The organism is Cedecea sp. P7760 (assembly GCF_013386425.1).
Lineage (GTDB): Bacteria > Pseudomonadota > Gammaproteobacteria > Enterobacterales > Enterobacteriaceae > Cedecea > Cedecea selenatireducens.
Genome location: NZ_JACARU010000074.1, coordinates 1 through 21,194, shown reverse-complemented (window position 1 = coordinate 21,194; position 21,194 = coordinate 1). Strand labels below are relative to the sequence as shown.

Below are 21,194 nucleotides of genomic sequence, written 5' to 3'. Positions count from 1 at the left end.
GGGATACCCACATCCAAAAAATAAGAACATATGCCTCGTTTCGGCATATTTAAGGAGAAGTGCTATGAATAAGATTCTGGACGTTATTTCCCGTAAAGATGCAGAGAAAACCCTGGTAACCGGCGACGGGAATCTCTCTGTTTCGCTCTCTTCCCCCTCCATCATTCAGATTCACGGCAGTGCCAAAGACGTGGCGCACTATGTGCGTCAGGGCAACGATCTGCTGGTGTACATGAAAGACGGCAGCGTCATTCGCTGTAACGGCTATTTCGTGGAGGAAGAAGGGCGGGCGGGGCACCACTCAGAGTTGGTGTTTGATGACGGGAAAGAACTGACCCATATCACTTTTGACGAAGCGGGCGCGGCCGTAGGGACGCAGGGCACTGAATTAACCGCTACCGCAGTGCCGATCGAATCCATCGAGCCGTTCATGGACGGCTCGCTGCTGAGCGACATGCCGTGGGGCTGGGTTGCCGGTGCCGTGGCAGGCGGGGTGGGCATTGGCGCACTGCTGGCACACGGCGGCGGCAAGTCACACACCGAAGTTATCGACAACACCAACGAGGTGGAAAGCGCCCGGCCGACCTTTACGGTCACCGACAACAAAGGTGACAGCAAAGGGCTGTTGAGCAGCAACGCGGTTACCGATGATTCAACGCCAACCTTCAGCGGTTCCGGGCAGCCGGGCGCCACGATTCAGGTTAAAGACGGTAATGGCAACACCATTGCCAGCACCATGGTCGACGGCAACGGCAGCTGGAAGGTTCTGCTGAGCGAGCAGCCGGACGGCACGCACACCTACAGCGTGGTGCAAATTGACGGCAATAAAATCACCTCCGCCGGGGAGATAACCCTCAACGTCGTCACCGCCCAGGCCTCACTGACCGTCGCGACGATCGCAGGCGACAATATGCTCAACGCGGCGGAGCAGGCAAATGACGTCGTCATCAGCGGCAGCGCAAAAGAGCTGGCGAACGGCACGCCGTTAGCCATCACCCTGAACGGCAAAACCTATACGACTACCGTGGGCAGCGACGGCAGCTGGAGCGTAACCGTGCCGGCAGCCGAGGCTAAAAACCTGGCCGACGGCAGCTGGACGGTGGCCGTCAGCGGCAAAGACGCTGCGGGCAATAATATTTCTGCCAGTGAAACGCTGGTAGTAGACACCAAAGCCCCGACTCTGACGCTGGACACCCTCGCGGGCGACAACATTATCAACGCCGCTGAGCATAACGCGGCGGTCACCGTCAGCGGTAAAACCGACGCCGAAGCCGGGCAGGTCGTTACCCTTAAGCTGAACGGCAAAACCTATACCGCGACCGTGGGCGCAGACGGCAGCTGGAGCATGGAGGTTCCGGCGGCCGACGTGCAGGCGATGGCGGACAACAGCTACACGCTGAACCTCAGCGTCAGCGACAAAGCGGGCAACGCTACGACGACAACCTCTTCCCTGCTGGTGGACACCACACCGCCGGAAGCCAGCGTCAATACCGTGGCCGGGGATGATATTCTCAGCGTCAGCGAACAAGGGCAGGCGCAGGTTATCTCCGGCACCAGCCGTGGCGCAGCGCCAGGCGATAAAATCACCGTTTCCATTGGGGGCGAAACCTACCAAACCACCGTGCAGGCGAACGGCAACTGGAGCATCGGCGTGCCTAAAGAGGTTATCTCTTCGCTGCCGGAAGGACAGAACACCATTACCGTGGCCATCACCGATGCCGCCGGCAATACGGGCTCCACCACGCACGACATCACCGTCAGCTCCACCCCGCCGAACGTGGCTTTCAACGCGATTAGCCAGGACAACGTGCTGAACGCCACTGAAGCGACCCAGCCTTTAACCCTAAGCGGCACCAGCAATTTGCCGGACGGCAGCACCGTCACCGTGACGCTGAATAGCGTAAATTATACCGCGCAAGTTCAGGGCGGCGTCTGGCAGGTGCAGGTTCCTGTCAGCGACGTGGTTAAGCTAGGGGACACTACCTACACGCTTAGCGTGAGCGGCACGGATACCACCGGCAATACCGGGACGGCAACGGCCACGCTGCAGGTAGATACGGCCCTGCCAACGGTTATTGTGTCCACTTTTGCGGGCGATAACCGCGTTAATAACAGCGAAATCGCTAACGATCAGACGCTGAGCGGGCGCGTCACCGGGGCGCATCAGGGCGACACCGTCACCATTAACATTGGCGGTCAAAACTACACCGCCACCGTACAAAGCGATTTGACCTGGAGCACCACTGTTCCTGCGGCTGACCTGCAGGCGCTGGGCGACGGCGATGTTTCAATCGTCGCCTCCGTGACCAACGGCCACGGCAATACCGGCTCCGGCAGTCGTGACATCAATATCAACGCCCAGCTTCCGGGGCTGCGCATCAATACCGTCTCCGGCGATGACGTGATTAACGCCATCGAGCAGCATCAGGATCTGACCGTGACGGGGACCAGCACGCACCTCAATGCCGGCACGATTATCACCGTGCGCATAAATGGCGTGGACTATCAGGCGGCAGTGAGCGCCACGGGAAGCTGGCAAATTGGTATTCCGGCAGGCGATCTGGCTGGCTGGCCGAACGGCAAGCTGGAGATGGTTGCCAGCTCCGCCGACGAATCAGGTAATCCGGTTGCGGCCTCCCGCCCGGTGGACGTTGACCTGAACTCCGTCGCTATCTCCATCAACAGCGTGACCAGCGACGACAGGCTAAACGCGGTTGAAAAAGCTGCAGATCTCACCCTGAGCGGAAAAACCCTGGGCGTGGAAGCCGGGCAAACGGTGGTCATTAAGTTTGCCGGGCACACCTACACCACAACCGTTAACGAAAACGGGGACTGGACGTATACCGTCCCGGCGGCGGATATGCGCGACATGATTGACGGCCGCGCCGACGTCTCCGTCAGCGTCACCAACGTCAGCGGGAACAGCGCCAGCGGCTCGCGTGAAGTGCTGGTCGATACCCAGCCCCCGGCCATCACGCTGAACAGCATCACGGCCGACAATATTCTTAACCATGCCGAAGCGGCACAGGATCTGGTGATAACCGGGACCAGCACCGCCCAGCCGGGACAAACGGTCACCGTAAGCCTCAACAACCAAAGCTACACCGGACTGGTGCTGGCCGACGGCACCTGGAGCGTTACCGTACCGGTTGCCGACCTGGCTAACCTGACCGACGGGAGCTGGTCGGTTAGCGCCAGCGTCAGCGACGTAGCGGGCAACCCGGTCAGCACCAGCCACGGAATGCTGGTCGATACCACCGTGCCGGTTGTCACCATCAATACTTTCGCCGGCGACAACATCGTTAACCGCTCCGAGCATGCTCAGGCGCAGGTATTGTCCGGGAAGGCCACCGGCGCCGCCGTGGGCGACAGCGTGAAAATCACCGTTAACGGCGTGGAATACTCAACGGTGCTGGACGCCAGCGGCAACTGGAGCCTTGGCCTGCCCGCAGAGGTGATAAGCGGCCTGGCGGACGGCAAATACACCGCAACTGTCGTGGTGACGGACAAAGCAGGCAACGTCGGCGGCAGCTCGCTGGCGTTTGACGTTGCTACCGGACTGCCGCAAATCACCATCAATGCCATCGCCCAGGATGATGTGATTAACGCGGCGGAAAAGAGCGCGGAAGTCACCATTAGCGGCACCAGCAATCAGCCAGACGGGACGCAAATCACCGTCAATCTGAACGGCGTGGACTACGCGGCCGTCGTCAACGGCAATGCGTGGAGCGTGAAGATCCCGGCGCTGGACGTCGCCAGGCTGGGTGAAGCCAGCTATACCGTGAACGCTTCCGTCACGGACGCCAGCGGCAACGGCAATTCTGCCAGCCACAGCGTGCTGGTCGACAGTTCTCTGCCGATTATCACCATTAACACCGTCGCGGGCGATAACATCATTAACCTCGCGGAGGTTAACGCCGGGCAGGTACTCAGCGGCAGCGTGATCAACGCGGCGGCAGGCGATGAAGTTACCGTCATTCTTGGCGGCAAAAGCTATACCGTTATCGTACAGAGCGACCTGAGCTGGAATTTGCCGCTGAGCAAAGAAATGCTCACCGCGCTGGGCGATGGCGAGCTTACCGTCCACGCCTCCGTCACCAACGGGCGGGGCAACACCGGCAGCACGGAACATGACATTACCATCGATGCCCAACTGCCGGGCCTGCGCATCGATACGATCGCGGGCGACGATGTTATCAACCTGGCGGAGCATAGCCAGGACCTGATCGTCAGCGGTACCAGCAGCGGTCTGAACGCAGGCAGCGTAGTTACCGTCACGCTGAACGGCAAAGACTATCTGGCAACGGTTAACGCCGATGGAACCTGGAGCGCTGCGATACCGGGCGTGGATGTCAACGGCTGGCCTGACGGCGTACTGACGGTAACGGCTAAAGCAGAAGATAGCGCCAAAAACCCGGTCAGCATCGACGGTATCGTCGATGTCGATTTAGCGCCGGTGTCCATCAGCGTAAACAGCGTCACGGCGGATAACGTGCTGAACGCGGCAGAAAAAGGCACCGATCTGGTACTTTCCGGCCTCACCACCAACGTTGAGCCGGGCCAGACCGTTACTATTACGTTTGCGGGGCATCGCTATACCACCACCGTCAATGACGACGGGAGCTGGAGCTACACCGTGCCTGCCGCCGATATGGCGAAGCTGAAGGACGGGGATGCCCAGGTGACCGTCAGCGTCAGCAATGCTAACGGCAACCCGGCGAATGCCGCCCAGGAATACGGCGTGGACGCCAGCGCGCCTGCGTTAATTATCGATCCGCTGAGCGGGAATAACCTGCTTAACGCCGCAGAGGCGAAACAGCCTTTGATTGTCAGCGGCAGCAGCAGCGCTGAGCCGGGGCAGGAAGTGACGGTCACGCTGAATAACGTCAACTATACCGCGACGGTCGGCCCTGACGGCCGCTGGAGCGTCAGCGTGCCGGCTAACGACCTCGCCGCGCTCAAGGACGGCATCATCACCGTCAGCGCGTCTGTCGCTGACAAAGCCGGTAACCCGGCAAATGCCGATCGCGGCATGCTGGTGGATATCACCGAGCCGAAGCTGACCATCGACCCCGTTGCCGGGGACGACACTATTAACGCCAGCGAGCATAACCAGGCTCATACCGTGAGCGGCACCAGCACAGGGGCGGCCGCAGGGGATGTGGTTACCGTCGTGGTGACCAACGGGCAGGGAACGTCGTTCACCTTCACCACCACGCTGGACGCTAACGGCAACTGGAATGTCGGTATCCCGGCGTCGGTCATTCATGGCCTCGCGGACGGCAGCTACACCATTACTGCCAGCGTCACCGATGCGGCAGGCAACAGCGGCAGCGTCGATCATGCCCTGACCGTCAACACCGCGCTGCCGGTTATTACGGTTGCCACTATCGCGGTAGATGACGTCATTAACGCGACGGAAAAGGGCGATGATCTGGTGCTCTCAGGCACCAGCAATCAGCCAGCGGGCACCCTTATCACCGTCACCCTGAACGGGATTAATTATCAGGCCGTGGCCGGAACCGACGGCAGCTGGAGCACAACGGTCCCGGCTTCCGCCGTCAGCAAGCTGGGCGAAGCTAACTACACGGTGACCGCGTCAGTGACCGACGCCCACGGCAATAGCAACAGCGACAGCCACAACGTGCAGGTCGACAGCGCCTTGCCGACCGTCACTATCAACAGCGTCACCGGCGACAACATTCTCAACGTCACGGAAATCGCCAGCGGCCAGACGCTGAGCGGCACCGTCACCGGGGCGATAAAAGGTGACATTGTCACTATTAATCTCGGCGGCAAGCTGTATCAGGCGACCGTCCAGGACGATTTGAGCTGGAGCCTGCCGGTTTCCAAAGAAATCCTCACCGCGCTGGGCAACGGCGAGTTGACCATCACCGCTTCTGTGACCAACGGGCACGGCAACACCGGCAGCGGCAGCCGGGATATCGTTATCGACGCGAACCTGCCGGGGCTGCGCGTGGACACCGTCGCGGGTGACGACGTGATTAACGCCATCGAACATAACCAGAACCTGATTATCAACGGCACCAGCACCGGCCTCAGCGCGGGCAGCGCGGTGACCGTAACGATCAACGGCAAAGACTATGCGGCAACAGTCCGCGCGGACGGCAGCTGGCAGGCCGCCGTACCAGGGGAAGATGTCGCCCGTTGGGCTGAAGGTGCCGTCACCCTTGAGGTGAAGGGCAGCAGCGGCGCGGGCAACGATGTGGCTATCCAGCATCAGGTGACCGTCGATCTCAGCGAAGTGGTCATCAGCATTAACGCAATAACCGGCGATAACGTGCTGAATGCCGCCGAAAAAGGCGCCAATCTCGAACTCTCCGGCATGACGCAAAACGTAGAGCCGGGGCAGACCGTCAACATTACCTTTGCCGGGCACACCTACACCGCCACGGTTCAGGCGGACGGCAGCTGGAAATACACCGTTCCGGCGGCAGATATGGTGAACCTGAAAGAGGGTGACACCGCCGTGCAGGTGAGCGTCACCAACAAAAATGGCAACAGCACCGAAGCGGCGCAAAACGTCAGCGTCGACAGCCTTGTCCCGGCGCTGACCGTTGACCCAGTCAGCCAGGATAACCTGCTGAATGCCGCAGAGGCGAAGCAGGATCTGATTATCAGCGGAACGAGCACCGCAGAGGCGGGCCAGACAGTGACCGTCCAGCTGAACGGCGAAAGCTATCAGGCAACGGTCAAAGCAGACGGCAGCTGGAGCCTGAGCGTACCTGCAGCGGACGTTGGCAAGCTGGTCGACGGTAACATCACCGTTACCGCAAGCGTAGAAGACCGCGCCGGTAACCCAGGCAGCGCCAGCCGCGACGTGCTGGTAGACGTAACCGTGCCTAAAGTGACCATCGGCACCATCGCTACCGACGATGTGATTAACCAGACCGAGCACGGCCAGGCGCAGGTGATTTCCGGCACCAGCAGCGGCGCGCAGGCTGGCGATATTGTTACCGTCACGCTGGGAAATAAAAGCTATACCGGCGTGGTGGACGCGAACGGCAACTGGAGCGTGGGCGTGCCGCGGGCTGATATCAGCGCGCTGGGCGACAATACTTACACGGTGACCGCGTCTATTACCGACAAAGCGGGCAATACCGGCGATGCTTCGCATACCTTTAAGGTGGATACCGTCGCGCCAACCCTGAGCATCGACACCATTGCGGGGGATAACATCCTCAACGCCGATGAGAAAACGGGGGATGTGGTAATTAGCGGCTCGTCTACCGGCCTTGCTGCCGGGACGTCGGTGACGGTGAATCTGAACGGTAAAAACTATGCGGCCACCGTGGGTGACGACGGTAAATGGACCACTACCGTCCCTGCGGGCGACGTTGGCAAGCTTGGCGAGGCCTTCTATGATGTTTCCGTCAGCGCCAGCAACGGCGTGGGCAACGCTGGCAGCCAGAGCAGCACCCTGGAAGTCGCCTCTACGCTGCCGGGCATTATCATCAATGCCGTGGCGATCGACGACATTATCAATGCCGCAGAGCTGGCGGCTGGTCAGATGATTACCGGGCGCGTGACCGGCGTGCAGGCCGGGGCGGACGTGACCATTAACATTGGCGGCGTGAACTACACCGCTAAGGTGCAAAGCGATCTTACCTGGAGCCTGACCCTTGGCAAGGACGTGCTGACCGCGCTCGGCGACGGCTCGCTTAAAATTAACGCCTCCGTGACGGACGGGGCGGGTAACACCGGCACCGGTTCGCGCGACGTCACCATCGATGCGGCACTGCCGGGCATCCGGATTAATACCATTGCGGGCGATGACGTTATCAACGCCATTGAACATGGCCTGAACCTGGTGATCAACGGCACCAGCAGCGGCCTGAACGAAGGCAGCACGGTAACCGTAACCATCAACGGTAAAGACTATGCCGCAACGGTGCGGGCCGACGGCAGCTGGCAGACCGTGGTGCCAGGAAACGAAGTCAGCCAGTGGCAGGCCGGAGATATCACCCTTTCTGCAGGCGGAACCAGCAGTTCAGGTAACCCAGTCTCCATCGATCATACCGTCAATGTGGATCTCAACGCGGTGGCGATAACCATCGGCCAGATTGCCGGAGACGACGTGCTGAACGCCGCCGAGAAAGGCGCTGATTTATTGCTCTCCGGGGTAACACAGAATGTGGAAGCCGGGCAGACAATCACCATTACCTTTGCGGGGCACACCTACACCACTCAGGTAGAGAGCGACGGCAGCTGGAAATTCACCGTCCCGGCTAATGATATGCAAGGGCTGAAAGACGGCGAAACTTCCGTGGAAGTCAGCGTCGCTAACGTGAGCGGCAACGGGGCATCGGCCGGGCGTGAAATCAGCGTGGATACCGCAGCCCCGACTCTGCAAATCAACACCCTCGCCGGGGATAACGTGCTCAATGCCGCCGAGGCCGGGCAGCCGCTGGTGATTACCGGCACCAGCGACGCGGAGCCGGGCCAGACCGTGACCGTGAAGCTGAACAATGAAACTTATACCGGCACCGTGCAGGCCGACGGCAGCTGGAGCGTAACCGTTCCGGTTGACAAAGCCTCCGCGCTTGGCGACGGCGTGTATACCGTTGAAGCCAGCGTCAGCGATGCCGCAGGCAACGGATCCTCCGCGAGCCATAACCTGAGCGTGGACGTCACCGTGCCGTCCATTTCGTTTGGCGTGGTCGCCGGCGACGACGTGATTAACCTCGCCGAACACGGGCAGGCACAGATTATCTCCGGTTCCAGCCGTGGCGCTGCTGCCGGGGATAAAATCACCGTGACTATCGGCGCAAACAGCTGGACCACCACCGTGGATGCGGCGGGCAACTGGAGCATCGGCGTCCCGGCCGGCGTGGTAAGCCAGCTTGCGGACGGTAAAGTCACCATCAACGCCAGCCTGACGGACAGCGCCGGCAACACCGGCAGCAGCAGTCATGAAGTGACGGTTAACACCGGCCTGCCGTCGCTAAACTTCAATGCTATCAGCGGCGATAACGTGCTGAACGCCATTGAAAAAGGCGAAGTGCTGACGCTGAGCGGCACCAGCGCTAATCTGGCGCCGGGCACCGCCGTCATCGTCACCCTGAACGGCAAAAACTACACCGCAACCACCGACGCCAGCGGCAACTGGCGCGTGGACGTTCGGCCGGGCGACCTGGCCGGACTGGGTGAAGCAAACTATACGCTGACAGCCACCGCAACCAGCGCCATCGGCAACAGCGCCAGCGCCAACGCTAATCTGCTGGTGGACACTGCCGCCCCGGGCGTCACGATTAACCCGGTTACCGCAGACAACGTCCTTAATGCTGCGGAAATCGCGGCAGGCCAGACCCTGAGCGGAAAGGTCAGCAATGCCGCCGTAGGTGACACTGTCACTATAAAACTGGGTGGGAAAACCTACACCGCGACGGTGCAGAGTGATTTGAGCTGGAGCCTCGACCTGCCGGCCGACGTGCTGAGCGCCCTGGGTAACGGAAAATTAACCGTCACGGCTTCGGTCACCAACGGCCACGGCAACAGCGGCACGGCAGACCGTGAGTTTACGATTGACGCCAGCCTGCCGGGCATCCGCATCAACACCGTGGCCGGCGATGACGTCGTCAACGCCATCGAGCACAATCAGAACCTGATCATCAGCGGCAGCGCCAGCGGCATGAACGAAGGCAGCACCGTCACCGTCACCATTAACGGCAAGAACTACCTGGCGACGGTTAGCGCGAGCGGCACATGGTCGGCTGCCGTTCCGGCGGAAGATGTCAGCCTGTGGGCGGCGGGTAATATCAACGTGACGGCGGCGGGCAGCAGCAGCTCGGGCAATCCGATCTCTATCGATCGCTCCGTGACGGTCGATCTCACTCCGGTCGCGGTCAGCGTTGAAGCTATCACCGCAGATAACGTGCTTAATGCCGCCGAGAAAGGGGCAGACCTGGTGCTTTCCGGTAAAACCCAAAACGTTGAGGCGGGGCAAACCGTCACTATTATCTTCGGCGGCCACACCTACACGGCCCAGGTTGAATCCGACGGCAGCTGGCACTACAGCGTGCCGGCAAACGATATGGCCGGACTGAAGGACGGCGATGCTTCGGTGAAAGTTAGCGTCACTAACGTGAACGGGAACGGCGCCAGCGCGGAGCGTGAGTTCAGCGTTGACGCCACGGCACCGGGGCTGACTATCGACCCGATCGCCACGGACAACGTGATTAACGCTGCAGAAGCAGGCGCAGGCGTGACCGTCACCGGGACGTCAAATGCGGAGGCCGGGCAGACGGTTACCCTGACTCTGGACGGAAAAACCTACACCGGCGTAGTGAAAGCGGACGGCACCTGGAGCATTACGCTTGATTCAACCGCCCTGGGCGCGCTGGCGGATAACCAGTATGCGGTAAAAGTTGACGTCAGCGATGCGGCAGGCAACAAAACCACCGGCAGCCAGAACATGACGCTGGACACCACCGCGCCGACCGTCAGCTTTAACGTCGTGGCGGGTGACGACATCATCAACCTTGAAGAGCACGCTCAGGCGCAAATTATCTCTGGCTCAAGCACTGGCGCGGCAGCAGGGAACAAAATCGTCATCACCCTCGACGGGATTCAGTACGTTACTCAGGTGGATGCCAACGGCAACTGGAGCGTGGGCGTGCCGGCCTCGGCGGTTTCAGCGCTGAAAAACGGCACGGCGACGATTACCGCCACGCTGACCGACAGCGCCGGAAACGAGGGAACGAACTCCCACACGGTTGAGGTTAACGCCGCCCGCATCGGGCTGACCATCGACACCATTAGCCAGGATGACGTGATTAACGCTGCGGAAGCTCAGCAGGATCTGGTGATTAGCGGCGGCAGCACCGAGCTGGCCGTGGGCACTCAGGTCACGGTCACGTTAAACGGCATTCAGTACAGCGCCACTATTCAGCAGGGCGGCGGCTGGAGCTTAACCGTCCCGGCAAACCAGGTGCAGAATCTGGCGCACGGCAGCGGCTACACGGTGATGGCCTCGGCGACAGACAGCGCGAATAACGCGACGTCGGCGACCCACAATATCAGCGTCGACACAGCTGCGCCGATAGTCACCATTGCCGACATCTCCGGCGACAACGTGATCAACGCGGCCGAACAGCAGCAGCCGTTAACGATTCGCGGCACCAGCAGCGCAGAAGCCGGGCAAAAAGTCACCGTTAAGCTGGGCAGCGAAAGCTATGAAGCCACGGTTCAGGCAGATGGCTCCTGGAGCCTCACCGTGGCCGCTGAAGATTTGGCAAAGCTCGCTGACGGCGACTTCTCCGTTCATGCCGCAGTGAGTGACAAAGCCGGGAACCCGGGCAGCGCGGACCGTACTTTGACGGTGGACACGACCGCGCCGACCATCACCTTCGACAAGGTGGCCGGGGACGACATCATCAACAGCGCCGAGCAGCAGGCAGGCCAGGTTATCAGCGGGACGACCAGCGCCCAGCCTGGGCAGACGATTACCGTGACCTTCAATAATCACGCTTACAAGGCGGTGGTTAGCGATACCGGGACCTGGTCTGTGACCGTGCCTGCTCAGGATTTCCTGGGCGCGGCGGACGGCAGCTATCAAATCTCTGCGAGCGTCAGCGATAAAGCGGGCAACGGCAGCAGCGCGGACAAGCAGGTCACCCTGAGCGGTGAAGTGCCTACCATCAGCATTAACACCTTTGCCGGGGACGATATCGTCAGCGCGGCGGAGCACGGCACACCGCTGGTGCTGAGCGGAGTCACCAATGCTCCTGCGGGGCAAACCGTGACCATTACGCTGAACGGGCAGAAATACACCACGACGGTGAACGGCGACGGGACCTGGAGCTACACCCTTGGCAGCAGCGCGGTATCCGCCCTGGCGGACGGCGACGCATACGTTATTCACGCCAGCGTCAGCAACAGCATCGGCAACAGTGCGGGGGCCGACCGTACCATCACGGTGGATACCACGCCACCGCAGATGACCATCACCATTGACTCGCTGCAAAACGATACCGGGCTGAGCGCCAGCGACTTTATTACCGCCGACAACAAGGTCGTCGTAAAAGGTTCCCTGAGCGGGGCGCTGGGTAACAATGAGAAGGCGCAAATTAGCTTTGACGGTGGGGCAAGCTGGATTGATCTGGTGGTTAACGGCAAATCATGGAGCTATGCCGACGGGCGCACTCTGCCGGACGGCATCGTGACCTATAACGTGCGCGTCATCGACAATGCGGGCAACGTTGGCTCGACGGCAACGCAGAATGTGACCATCGATACCGTGGCGCCGGACGCCAGTAAGACCATTACTGTCGAAGCTATTAGCCAGGATACAGGTCTGGACGCGCACGACTTTATTACCAACGACAATACCCTGACCCTCAGCGGCAAGCTCGGCGCTCCGCTGGCGGCGGGCGAACACGCCCAAATCAGCATTGACGGTGGGAAAACCTGGATTGACGTGAGTATTAGCGGTACCACGTGGAGCTACATTGATAAGCGTACGCTGGCAGACGGTGATTATCTCTATCAGCTGCGCGTTGTCGACGAGGCGGGCAATGTCGGTGCAACCACCAGCCAGCTGGTAACGGTAGATACCGTGGCACCGGACGCGAGTAAAACCGTCTCGATTGACAGCATCAGCAACGATACGGGGCTGAGCAGCACCGACTTTGTCACCAGCGATACCTCGCTGACGGTGAACGGTTCGCTGGGCGCGTCGCTGCTGGCGGGGGAATACGTGCAGATAAGCCTGGACGGCGGGAAGACCTGGCAGACGGTAGTCACGGTTGGCACAACCTGGTACTTCAACGACGGCAGAACCCTCAGCGACGGCACTTATCAGTACCTGGTTCGCGTGGTTGACGATGCCGGTAACGTTGGGCAAAGCGCCTCTAAGAACGTCACTGTGGATACCACGCCGCCGGACGCGTCCATCACCGTGACCGTCGACAGCATCACCACCGACAGCGGCTTCAGCAACAGCGATTTTATCACCAACGATAATACGCTGACGCTGAACGGTTCTCTGGGGACGGCGCTCGGCAACAATGAATTCGTCCAGATTAGCTTCGACGGCGGAGTCAGTTGGGTTTATGCCACCTCGGTGAACGGCACCAGCTGGAGCTATACCGACGGACGCCAGCTGGCGGACGGCGACCATACCTGGCAGGTTCGCGTCGTCGACCTTGCCGGAAACGTGGGCGCAACCACCAGCCAGACGGTGACGGTGGATACCGTCGCGCCAAACTATGGCATCACCATTGACGGTATCTCTGACGATACCGGGCAGAGCGCCAGCGACTTTATCACCATGGATACCACGCTGACGCTGAACGGCACGCTCGGCCATGCGCTGGCGAGCGATGAGCGCGTACAGGTAAGCCTCGACGGCGGTAAAACCTGGGTCGATGCCGTGGTGAACGGGACCGCCTGGCACTACGTTGATGGCCGCACCCTGGCCGATGGCGACTATGTCTACCAGGTTCGCATTGTCGACCAGGCCGGAAACGTCGGATCAACCGCAAACCAGCTGGTAACCGTTGACACCGTGGCTCCGGACACCGTGGGGAGCATCGTCAGCTATACCGACAACGACGGCGAACGTACCGGTAATTTCGACAGCAGCTATTCTACCGACGACACCTCGCCGGTGCTAAACGGCACGCTGAACCAGGCGCTGGCCGACGGCGAAATCGCACAGATCTTCCGCGACGGCGTGCTGGTGGGCAAAGTGACCATCACCGGCGGCACCAACTGGACGTTCGCGGACTCCGGCCTGCTGGACGGAAACTATCATTACGTTCTGCGAGTGACGGACAAAGCGGGGAACTACACCGAATCTAACGACTTTAGCCTGACGGTCGACACCTCGGTGCCGACCACCAAAGCGCTGGTTGACGGTTTAAACACCACTGACACCACGCCAATTATCACCGGCAGCGTGGATGCAAGCCTGGTGCACGGCGAGTTCGTGGTGGTGACGGTGAACGGCAAGACCTACACCTCCGATCGCGGCGGTGCGGTGGTGGTCGATCCTTCTTCTAACACCTGGTATCTGCAAATCCCGGACGCCGATGTGCTTTCGTTAAAGAGCTATGACGTTACGGCGCAGGTGAAAAGCAGCGCGGGCAACGGCAACAGCGTAGATGTCACGCACGGCACGGTGGTGGTAGGTGCAGAAGCGTCGATGTCGCCAGCCTGGTCCTTTACCAGCGCCACCAACGCCATTGCCGCCAGCTTTATGCTCGACGAAAACGGCATGTGGACGTTTGCCAGCAACCAGCAGTTCGCCACCTCGAGCGACCGCAACACTTACAAAGTGAGCGGAAACTTCACGATGAACGGGAGCTACACCACCGGTGCCTATGCGGACATCAACCGCGACGGCCACGCGGATATGCTGGTGGAAAGCACCAACTACAGCTACATCGCCCAGTTGATGAACAACGGGGATGGAACCTACACCTCAACCAGCCCCGGCAGCAGCGCCTCGGTCGGCGCGCTGTTGTGGTATGGCGCCGTCGTGGCCATTGACTTCCAGGGTGACGGCTACGTTGACTTTGTGATGGGCGATGCTGGCGGGCCGGACTCCAGCACCTTTGTGAATAACAACGCCGGCAAGCTGGTAGGGACCTCCGGCGCCGGAACGTACATCAACTTTGTCTCCGGGGCTAAAGTCGGCAACTACAACAGCCTGATTGAAGCTTCAGGCGTGGATTTGAACAACGACGGCATGGTGGATATTGCTCAGCACACCACCAACGGCAACAACTACTATGCGCTGTCCACCATGTTTAACAAAGGTGATGGCACCTTTACCTGGGGCCAGAACTTCATCAACACCATGTACAGCGCAACGGGTTCTGCCGCCGCCAACAACTCGGTGAGCATGACCTGGGCTGACTTCGACGGTGACGGCTACATGGACCTCTACATGGGGATGTCACGGGCAGGCACCGGCGGCCTGCTGATGACGAACGACGGCAAAGGCAATCTGCTAGCCGGCACGGCGGTTGGCACCGAGAAGTACAACGGTACGGTCAGCGTGGCGGTGGACTGGAACATGGACGGCCGGATGGACATCATCAAGCTGGCCAACAGCGGGCAGTCGTATATGTACACCAACGACGGGCTGAAGGGCGTGGCAAGCTTCACCTCGTCGAAGTTCGGCTCGGCGACCACCAGCCAGGTCTCCGGCGCGGCGCTGGTCGACTACGACTGGGACGGCGCGCAGGACCTGCTGATCTTCCGCCAAAACGGCAGCGTGACGCTGGAGCGGAACACCAACGCCGTGGCACCGGGCACGGCGATTCACCTGAAAATTGTCGACAGCCAGGGCATTAACGTGTTCTTCGGCAACACGGTGAAGCTCTATAACGCGGCGGGTGAACTGGTGGCAAGCCAGGTGATTAACGCCCAGTCGGGGATCGGCATCAACGACGCTTCGGCGCTGGTGAGCTTCTACGGCCTCAACCCGAATGAAACCTACCATGCCGAGCTGGTGCGGGCGATCAACGGCGTCTCCAGCAACACGACCTGGAATGGACTCACCGCTGGCGATGGCAGAGAAAGCTATGCCCTGACGGCAGATGCCGCGACCGGCGTACACGGAGGCACGCTCACCGGCACCGGCTACAACGATACGTTTATCGCCGAGCAGGGCACTTATGTCTACAACGGCGGCGGCGGCTGGGAAACGTCTTCCGAACACCAGACCTGGAGCTCGACGGGTGGAATGGATGTGGTTGATTTCCGTAACTCGAGCGTGGGCGTCACCGTCGATTTGGGTAAAACCGGGGCGCAGAACACCGGGTTTAATACCGCCACCTTTAGCAATATCGAAGGGATCGTCGGCTCCAGCCATGACGATGTGATTACCGGCAATAGCGGGAATAACACCTTCGAAGGCGGCGGCGGTAACGACACCTTCAACATCGGCAGCGGCGGGCACGATACGCTGCTCTACAAGCTGCTGAACGGGTCGGATGCCACCGGCGGTAACGGCCATGACGTCGTCAATGGCTTCAGCGTCGGGACCTGGGAAGGCACCGCAGACAGCGACCGCATTGACCTGCGCGAGCTGCTGCAGGGCAGCGGTTACGCCGGAGATGCTTCCGCACACTACATCAATGGTGTCGCACAGCTGGGTGCCGGGGCAGGCAACATCGGCGACTACATCAAAGTGGTACAAAACGGCAGCAGCACCGAGATTCAGATTGACCGCGACGGTAAGGGCGGCGTCTTTGACCCAACCACCGTGGTGACGCTGAACGGGGTACAGACCGACCTCGCCACGCTGCTGGCGAACCACCAGCTGGTGGTTATTTAACGTTAGTGCCGCCGGGCTTTAAGTCCGGCGGCATTCTGGCCGCTTATCTTTATTACCCGGTATAAAACATGTTTATGAAACAAGCCGCAGAAAGGGCAACACCGGCGCTTTTTGCCACTTTCGCAGGACGTGAGACACGATGACTTCAACGCATACCCGCTATGAACCCTGGCTGCAGGCCATGCTGGCCGTAGCGCGCCACTATCGGCTGGACTTCTCGGAAGAGCACGTGCGCGTGGTGGTTAACCAGGAAAGCCAAAGTCCCCATCATCTGGTGCTGGAAGATATGGCTCGTCAGCTTGGATTAGCCCTGCGCAGCGTCCCGGCGGATGTCACGCTTATCGATCCTTGGCGTTTGCCGCTGGTCGCGGAGCTTAATGACGGCCAGATGGCGGTGCTGACCCACATGGATAAGCACTGGCAGCTCAGCATACAGCTTAGCGGCGACGGAGGCCTGGAAACCGTGGTCAGCCGTGAAGCGCTGTCGCAGAGGCTGAAAGGCCTGTTTTTGCTGCGCCCGCTGAACTCTATCCCCGACGCGCGAGTGGACGACTACGTCAAGCCGTACCAAAAAAACTGGTTCTGGACGCTGGCGCTGAAAGACTGGAAACGCTACGGCGACATCATGCTGGTGGCGATGGCGGCTAACGTGCTGGCGCTGGCGGGGATGATCTTCTCCATGCAGGTGTATGACCGGGTGGTGCCTTCACAATCTGTCCCCACGCTGTGGGTACTGTTTGGCGGCGTGATGCTGGCGATTCTCTTTGAATTTACCATGCGTATGCTGCGCGTCCACATAGCCGACGTGGTCGGCAAGCGGGCCGATTTGCGCATTTCCGACCGGGTTTTCTCCAGGGCATTGCGCATTAAAAACAGCGCACGGCCTAAATCAACCGGCTCGTTTATCTCGCAGATTCGCGAGCTGGAGTCGGTTCGCGAGCTTATCACCTCCACCACCATCGGCACGGTGTCGGACATTCCGTTCTTCCTGCTGTTTGTCTTTATTCTCTGGCTGATTGGCGGCCCGCTGGTGTTTGTGGTGCTGCTGGCGATCCCTCTGCTGCTGATCCCCGGCCTGCTGGTGCAGCGTCCGTTGGCGCACCTCTCGAACGAGGGCATGCGTGAGTCGGCCATCCGCAACGCCACGCTGGTGGAGGCCGTTCAGTCCATCGAAGACATCAAACTGCTGCGTGCCGAGCAGCGGTTCCAGAACCAGTGGAATAACACCAACGACGTGGCGGCCGGGGTTGGCATGAAGCAGCGCTGGCTGACCAGCCTGCTGATGACCTGGACCCAGGAAGTTCAGTCTATCGTCTACGCCGTGGTGCTGCTGGTAGGGTGTTACCTGGTGATTAACGGCGATATGACCACCGGGGCGCTGGTTGGTACCTCCATTCTGGCTTCCCGCACTATTGCTCCGCTGGCGCAGATATCCGGCGTGCTATCGCGCTGGCAGCAGGCGAAGGTGGCGCGTAAAGGGCTGGACGACCTGATGCAGCGCCCGCTGGACGATCCGGAGCAGGGCAAAAAAGTGCATAAAGCGCATTTGCAGGGGAACTACCAGTTTAACTATGCGGCGTTTTACTACGACGAAGAAGAAAAGGTTAACGACCTGGACATTGCGCGGCTGACCATCACCGCCGGGGAGAAAATCGCGGTGCTGGGACGGAACGGCTCCGGCAAAAGCACGCTCTTACAGCTGCTGGCGGGGATGCAAACGCCGCAGCACGGGCAGATCCTGCTGGATGATATCAGCCTCGGCCAGCTCGACACCGCCGATCTGCGTCGTGATATGACCCTGCTCAGCCAGCAGGCTCGCTTATTCTTCGGCTCGATCCGCGACAACCTGACCATGGGCCGTCCGCTGGCAAGTGACGAAGAGATCCATCGCGCCCTGACGCTTAGCGGCGCGCTGGGCTTTGTTCAGAAGCAGAAAAATGGCCTCAACTATTTGATTACCGAAGGGGGCGCAGGCCTGTCCGGCGGCCAGCGGCAGGCGCTGCTGCTGGCGCGAACCCTCATCCTGCAACCGCAGATCCTGCTGCTGGATGAGCCGACGGCCTGGCTGGATGAAATCAGCGAACAGCAGCTCATCGCTAACCTGGCTCCGTGGCTGGGCAACCGCACGCTGGTGGTCGCCACGCACCGGATGCCCATCCTGCAGCTGGTAGACCGAATCATCGTGCTGGATAACGGCCGCATTGTCATGGACGGCCCACGAGACAAAATTTTACAGCTGCACGGGATGGAGAATAAAGCCGCCCCGCGTAGGACGGCGACGCTTAAGCCTGACATCGCGCCGGAGGTGCAGGGATGAACGACATCACACGCTATAACAGCCGCCTGAAAGAGCCTGCGCTGCCGCGATCGAGCCTGGTAGCCTGGGCGCTGGGGCTGATGCTGCTGGTTTTTGTGCTTTGGGCTAATTTCTTTAGCCTGGATGAGGTTACGACCGGCTCGGGGAAAGTTGTGCCGTCGTCACGGGAGCAGGTTATTCAGTCCCTCGAGGGCGGGATCCTCTACAAGCTGGACGTTCATGAGGGGGACATCGTTGAGCGGGGCCAGGTGCTGGCGCAGCTTGACCGCACGAAAACCGAGTCCGGCGTGCAGGAAAGTGAATCACGCCTCCACGCGGCGATGGCCACCGCCGCACGCCTGAAGGCCGAAGTCGGCGCTACGGCGCTGGTCTTCCCCGACATGCTGGCCGGTGATAGCGACCTGGTGCGCCAGGAGACGGCGCTCTACGAATCACGCCGTAGCAGCCTTGAAAAAGGCGTCGCCGGGCTGCGTGAGGCCGTCTCGCTGGTGCAGCGCGAACTGGCGATGACCCAGCCGCTGGTCAAACAGGGTGCCGCCAGCAGCGTGGAAGTTCTGCGCCTGCAGCGGCAAAAAAATGAGCTGGAAAACAAAATCACCGAAATGCAAAACCAGTACTACGTGCGCGCTCGTGAAGAACTGGCAAAAACCAACGAGGAAATTGAAACTCAGCGCTCGGTGATGCGGGGGCGGACAGACTCGCTGACGCGCCTGAAGTTTACCTCACCGGTGCGGGCGATTGTGAAAGGCATTGAGGTCACCACCGTGGGCGGGGTGATTCCTCCTAACGGCAAGCTGATGACGCTGGTACCGCTGGATGACCAGATGCTGATTGAAGCAAAAATCTCGCCGCGCGACGTCGCCTTTATTCACCCAGGGCAAAAGGCGTTGGTGAAAATTACCGCCTACGACTATTCCATCTATGGCGGGCTGAAAGGGGTGGTGACCACCATTTCGCCGGATACGCTGCAGGATGAGGTGAAGCGTGACGTTTACTACTACCGGGTCTACATCCGTACCGATGCCAGCCAGCTGGAAAACCGGGAGGGAAAATCGTTCCCCATCTTCCCCGGCATGATTGCAACCGTGGACATTAAAACCGGCAGTAAATCGGTACTCGATTACCTGTTGAAACCGTTGAATAAAGCCAGCGAAGCGCTGCGAGAAAGATAAAAAAAAGCCGGCGAAAGCCGGCATTTTTATACGTTGGTTGGGTCGATATTAAGCCCGTACAGAATAAACGAGAAATAAAAGCCAAAGTAGGACTCAGCCATTTCCATAAAGCCGTTGTGTATTTCTAATACGCCTGCGCTATCTTCGCTAAATAATCCCGCCATGATACCGCAATTAACGATGCGTCTCAGGTGCATTCTCGACACTGACAGATCTTTCGCCGTTTTGTTGTAATTGGGACGTAGCCACCATTTGCCATCTTCACTCTGTGCAGCCATCAGGTATATTCTGAGGATAATAATATGTCCGGCGTCTTTATCGACAAACATCGCGCTATTAGGCACCAGTCTACTCAATATGACCTCATCAAATAACAGGTTGGCGCTGCGGCGAAAAAAATTTTCAAAGGTGTTGTTATCGTCAAGAGCGTGAATAGAAAGCACGCTCTCCGGCAGCAGCATTTTCAGTGAAGGAATAGAAATCTGCATATAGCTGCGGGTTTCATTGAGGCCTTTCACGCTGGGGTTATACAGCAGCACCCGGCGGTCATCCTCACTTTTTTCCAGCGACATTCTGCCGGTAATGCGCAGCAGCGTGACCAGAGAATTCACCGTGTTGAGGCTGGTTAGCTCCATTTTTACGCAGAACTCTTTGATATCCGCCAGCACGGCCTTGCGATCGCCGTAGTGAAAGCACAGCAGCGCCAGCACCACATGAAAGCGGGAGCTTTGCAGAATTGTTTTATAAAAGAGCGGCTGTTTTTTATAGGTTACCAGCAGGGAGTCATAATGATGTCGAATGGCCTCGCGAAAGCAGGGATGCTTTTTTAATTGCTGACTGTAGCGGGCGATGGTGTCCTGGAGTTGGTGTTGCGTCATATTATTTTCTCGGTATTCAGCTACGGGGTTATTTCCCGTAAAATGAGTGTCTGAGGCCAGTGATAAAAGGCAGGTGACACGTTATTTTATTTATTTGAATGCAGAGTAAGTCCGCTGCCAATTATATCATTGTTCACATATAATGAAATGGGATCCTCGGAACTTTATCGATCTTTACTTTTTTCGTAACGAAAGATGCTTGTTGTTACCTGATGTCATGTTTTGTTTCATTTACGGGAAGTAAGACTTCCTTTATTGGAAGATTTATTTCCTGTATATCGTTTCGAGCAAAAATGTCATCAGGAAAATAATTTAAGATTACTTATAAATATCGTAAGTTACATGAGTTTATTGGGTGTTTATTGCCCAGTTTTCCACCGAAAATCCATCAGAGGCGATGTGATGCACGATACAAATGACATTTTCAACGCGGAGTTTTCCCGCCAGTACGACGCCAGTAGCGAACGCCTGAAAGACATTGCAAACAATCTGCATTCGTTGATAGCGCTGTTGTTAAG

The 21,194-nt window shown here is 59.1% G+C and carries 4 protein-coding genes; 3 read left to right on the top strand and 1 reads right to left on the bottom strand.

From position 1 onward, the window contains the following. Positions 1 to 64: 64 nt before the first annotated feature. The 3 genes from HX778_RS22030 (at position 65) to HX778_RS22020 (ending at position 19,798) form a co-directional block, all read left to right on the top strand. On the top strand, positions 65 to 16,309 hold the full coding sequence (locus HX778_RS22030) for an Ig-like domain-containing protein (RefSeq protein WP_176983070.1): 16,245 nt from the start codon (positions 65 to 67) through the stop codon (positions 16,307 to 16,309). A 139-nt stretch (positions 16,310 to 16,448) separates the two neighbouring features. After that, positions 16,449 to 18,626, top strand: coding sequence for a type I secretion system permease/ATPase (locus HX778_RS22025; RefSeq protein WP_176983069.1), 2,178 nt, complete (start codon positions 16,449 to 16,451; stop codon positions 18,624 to 18,626). After that, positions 18,623 to 19,798: an HlyD family type I secretion periplasmic adaptor subunit gene (locus HX778_RS22020; protein ID WP_038472078.1), complete on the top strand. Its 1,176-nt coding sequence runs from the start codon at positions 18,623 to 18,625 to the stop codon at positions 19,796 to 19,798. The genes HX778_RS22025 and HX778_RS22020 overlap by 4 nt, the downstream gene beginning before the upstream one ends. A 26-nt stretch (positions 19,799 to 19,824) precedes the next feature. On the opposite strand, the gene HX778_RS22015 is transcribed toward HX778_RS22020, so the two are convergent. Further along, positions 19,825 to 20,676: a hypothetical protein gene (locus HX778_RS22015; RefSeq protein WP_176983068.1), complete on the bottom strand. Its 852-nt coding sequence runs from the start codon at positions 20,674 to 20,676 to the stop codon at positions 19,825 to 19,827. Between the last annotated feature and the right edge of the window lie 518 nt (positions 20,677 to 21,194).

Bases quoted from the DNA above. Each gene is read 5' to 3' on its own strand.
- HX778_RS22025 (WP_176983069.1), top strand. From the start codon at position 16,449: ATGACTTCAACGCATACCCGCTATGAACCCTGGCTGCAGGCCATGCTG.
- HX778_RS22020 (WP_038472078.1), top strand. From the start codon at position 18,623: ATGAACGACATCACACGCTATAACAGCCGCCTGAAAGAGCCTGCGCTG.
- HX778_RS22030 (WP_176983070.1), top strand. From the start codon at position 65: ATGAATAAGATTCTGGACGTTATTTCCCGTAAAGATGCAGAGAAAACC.
- HX778_RS22015 (WP_176983068.1), bottom strand. From the start codon at position 20,676: ATGACGCAACACCAACTCCAGGACACCATCGCCCGCTACAGTCAGCAA.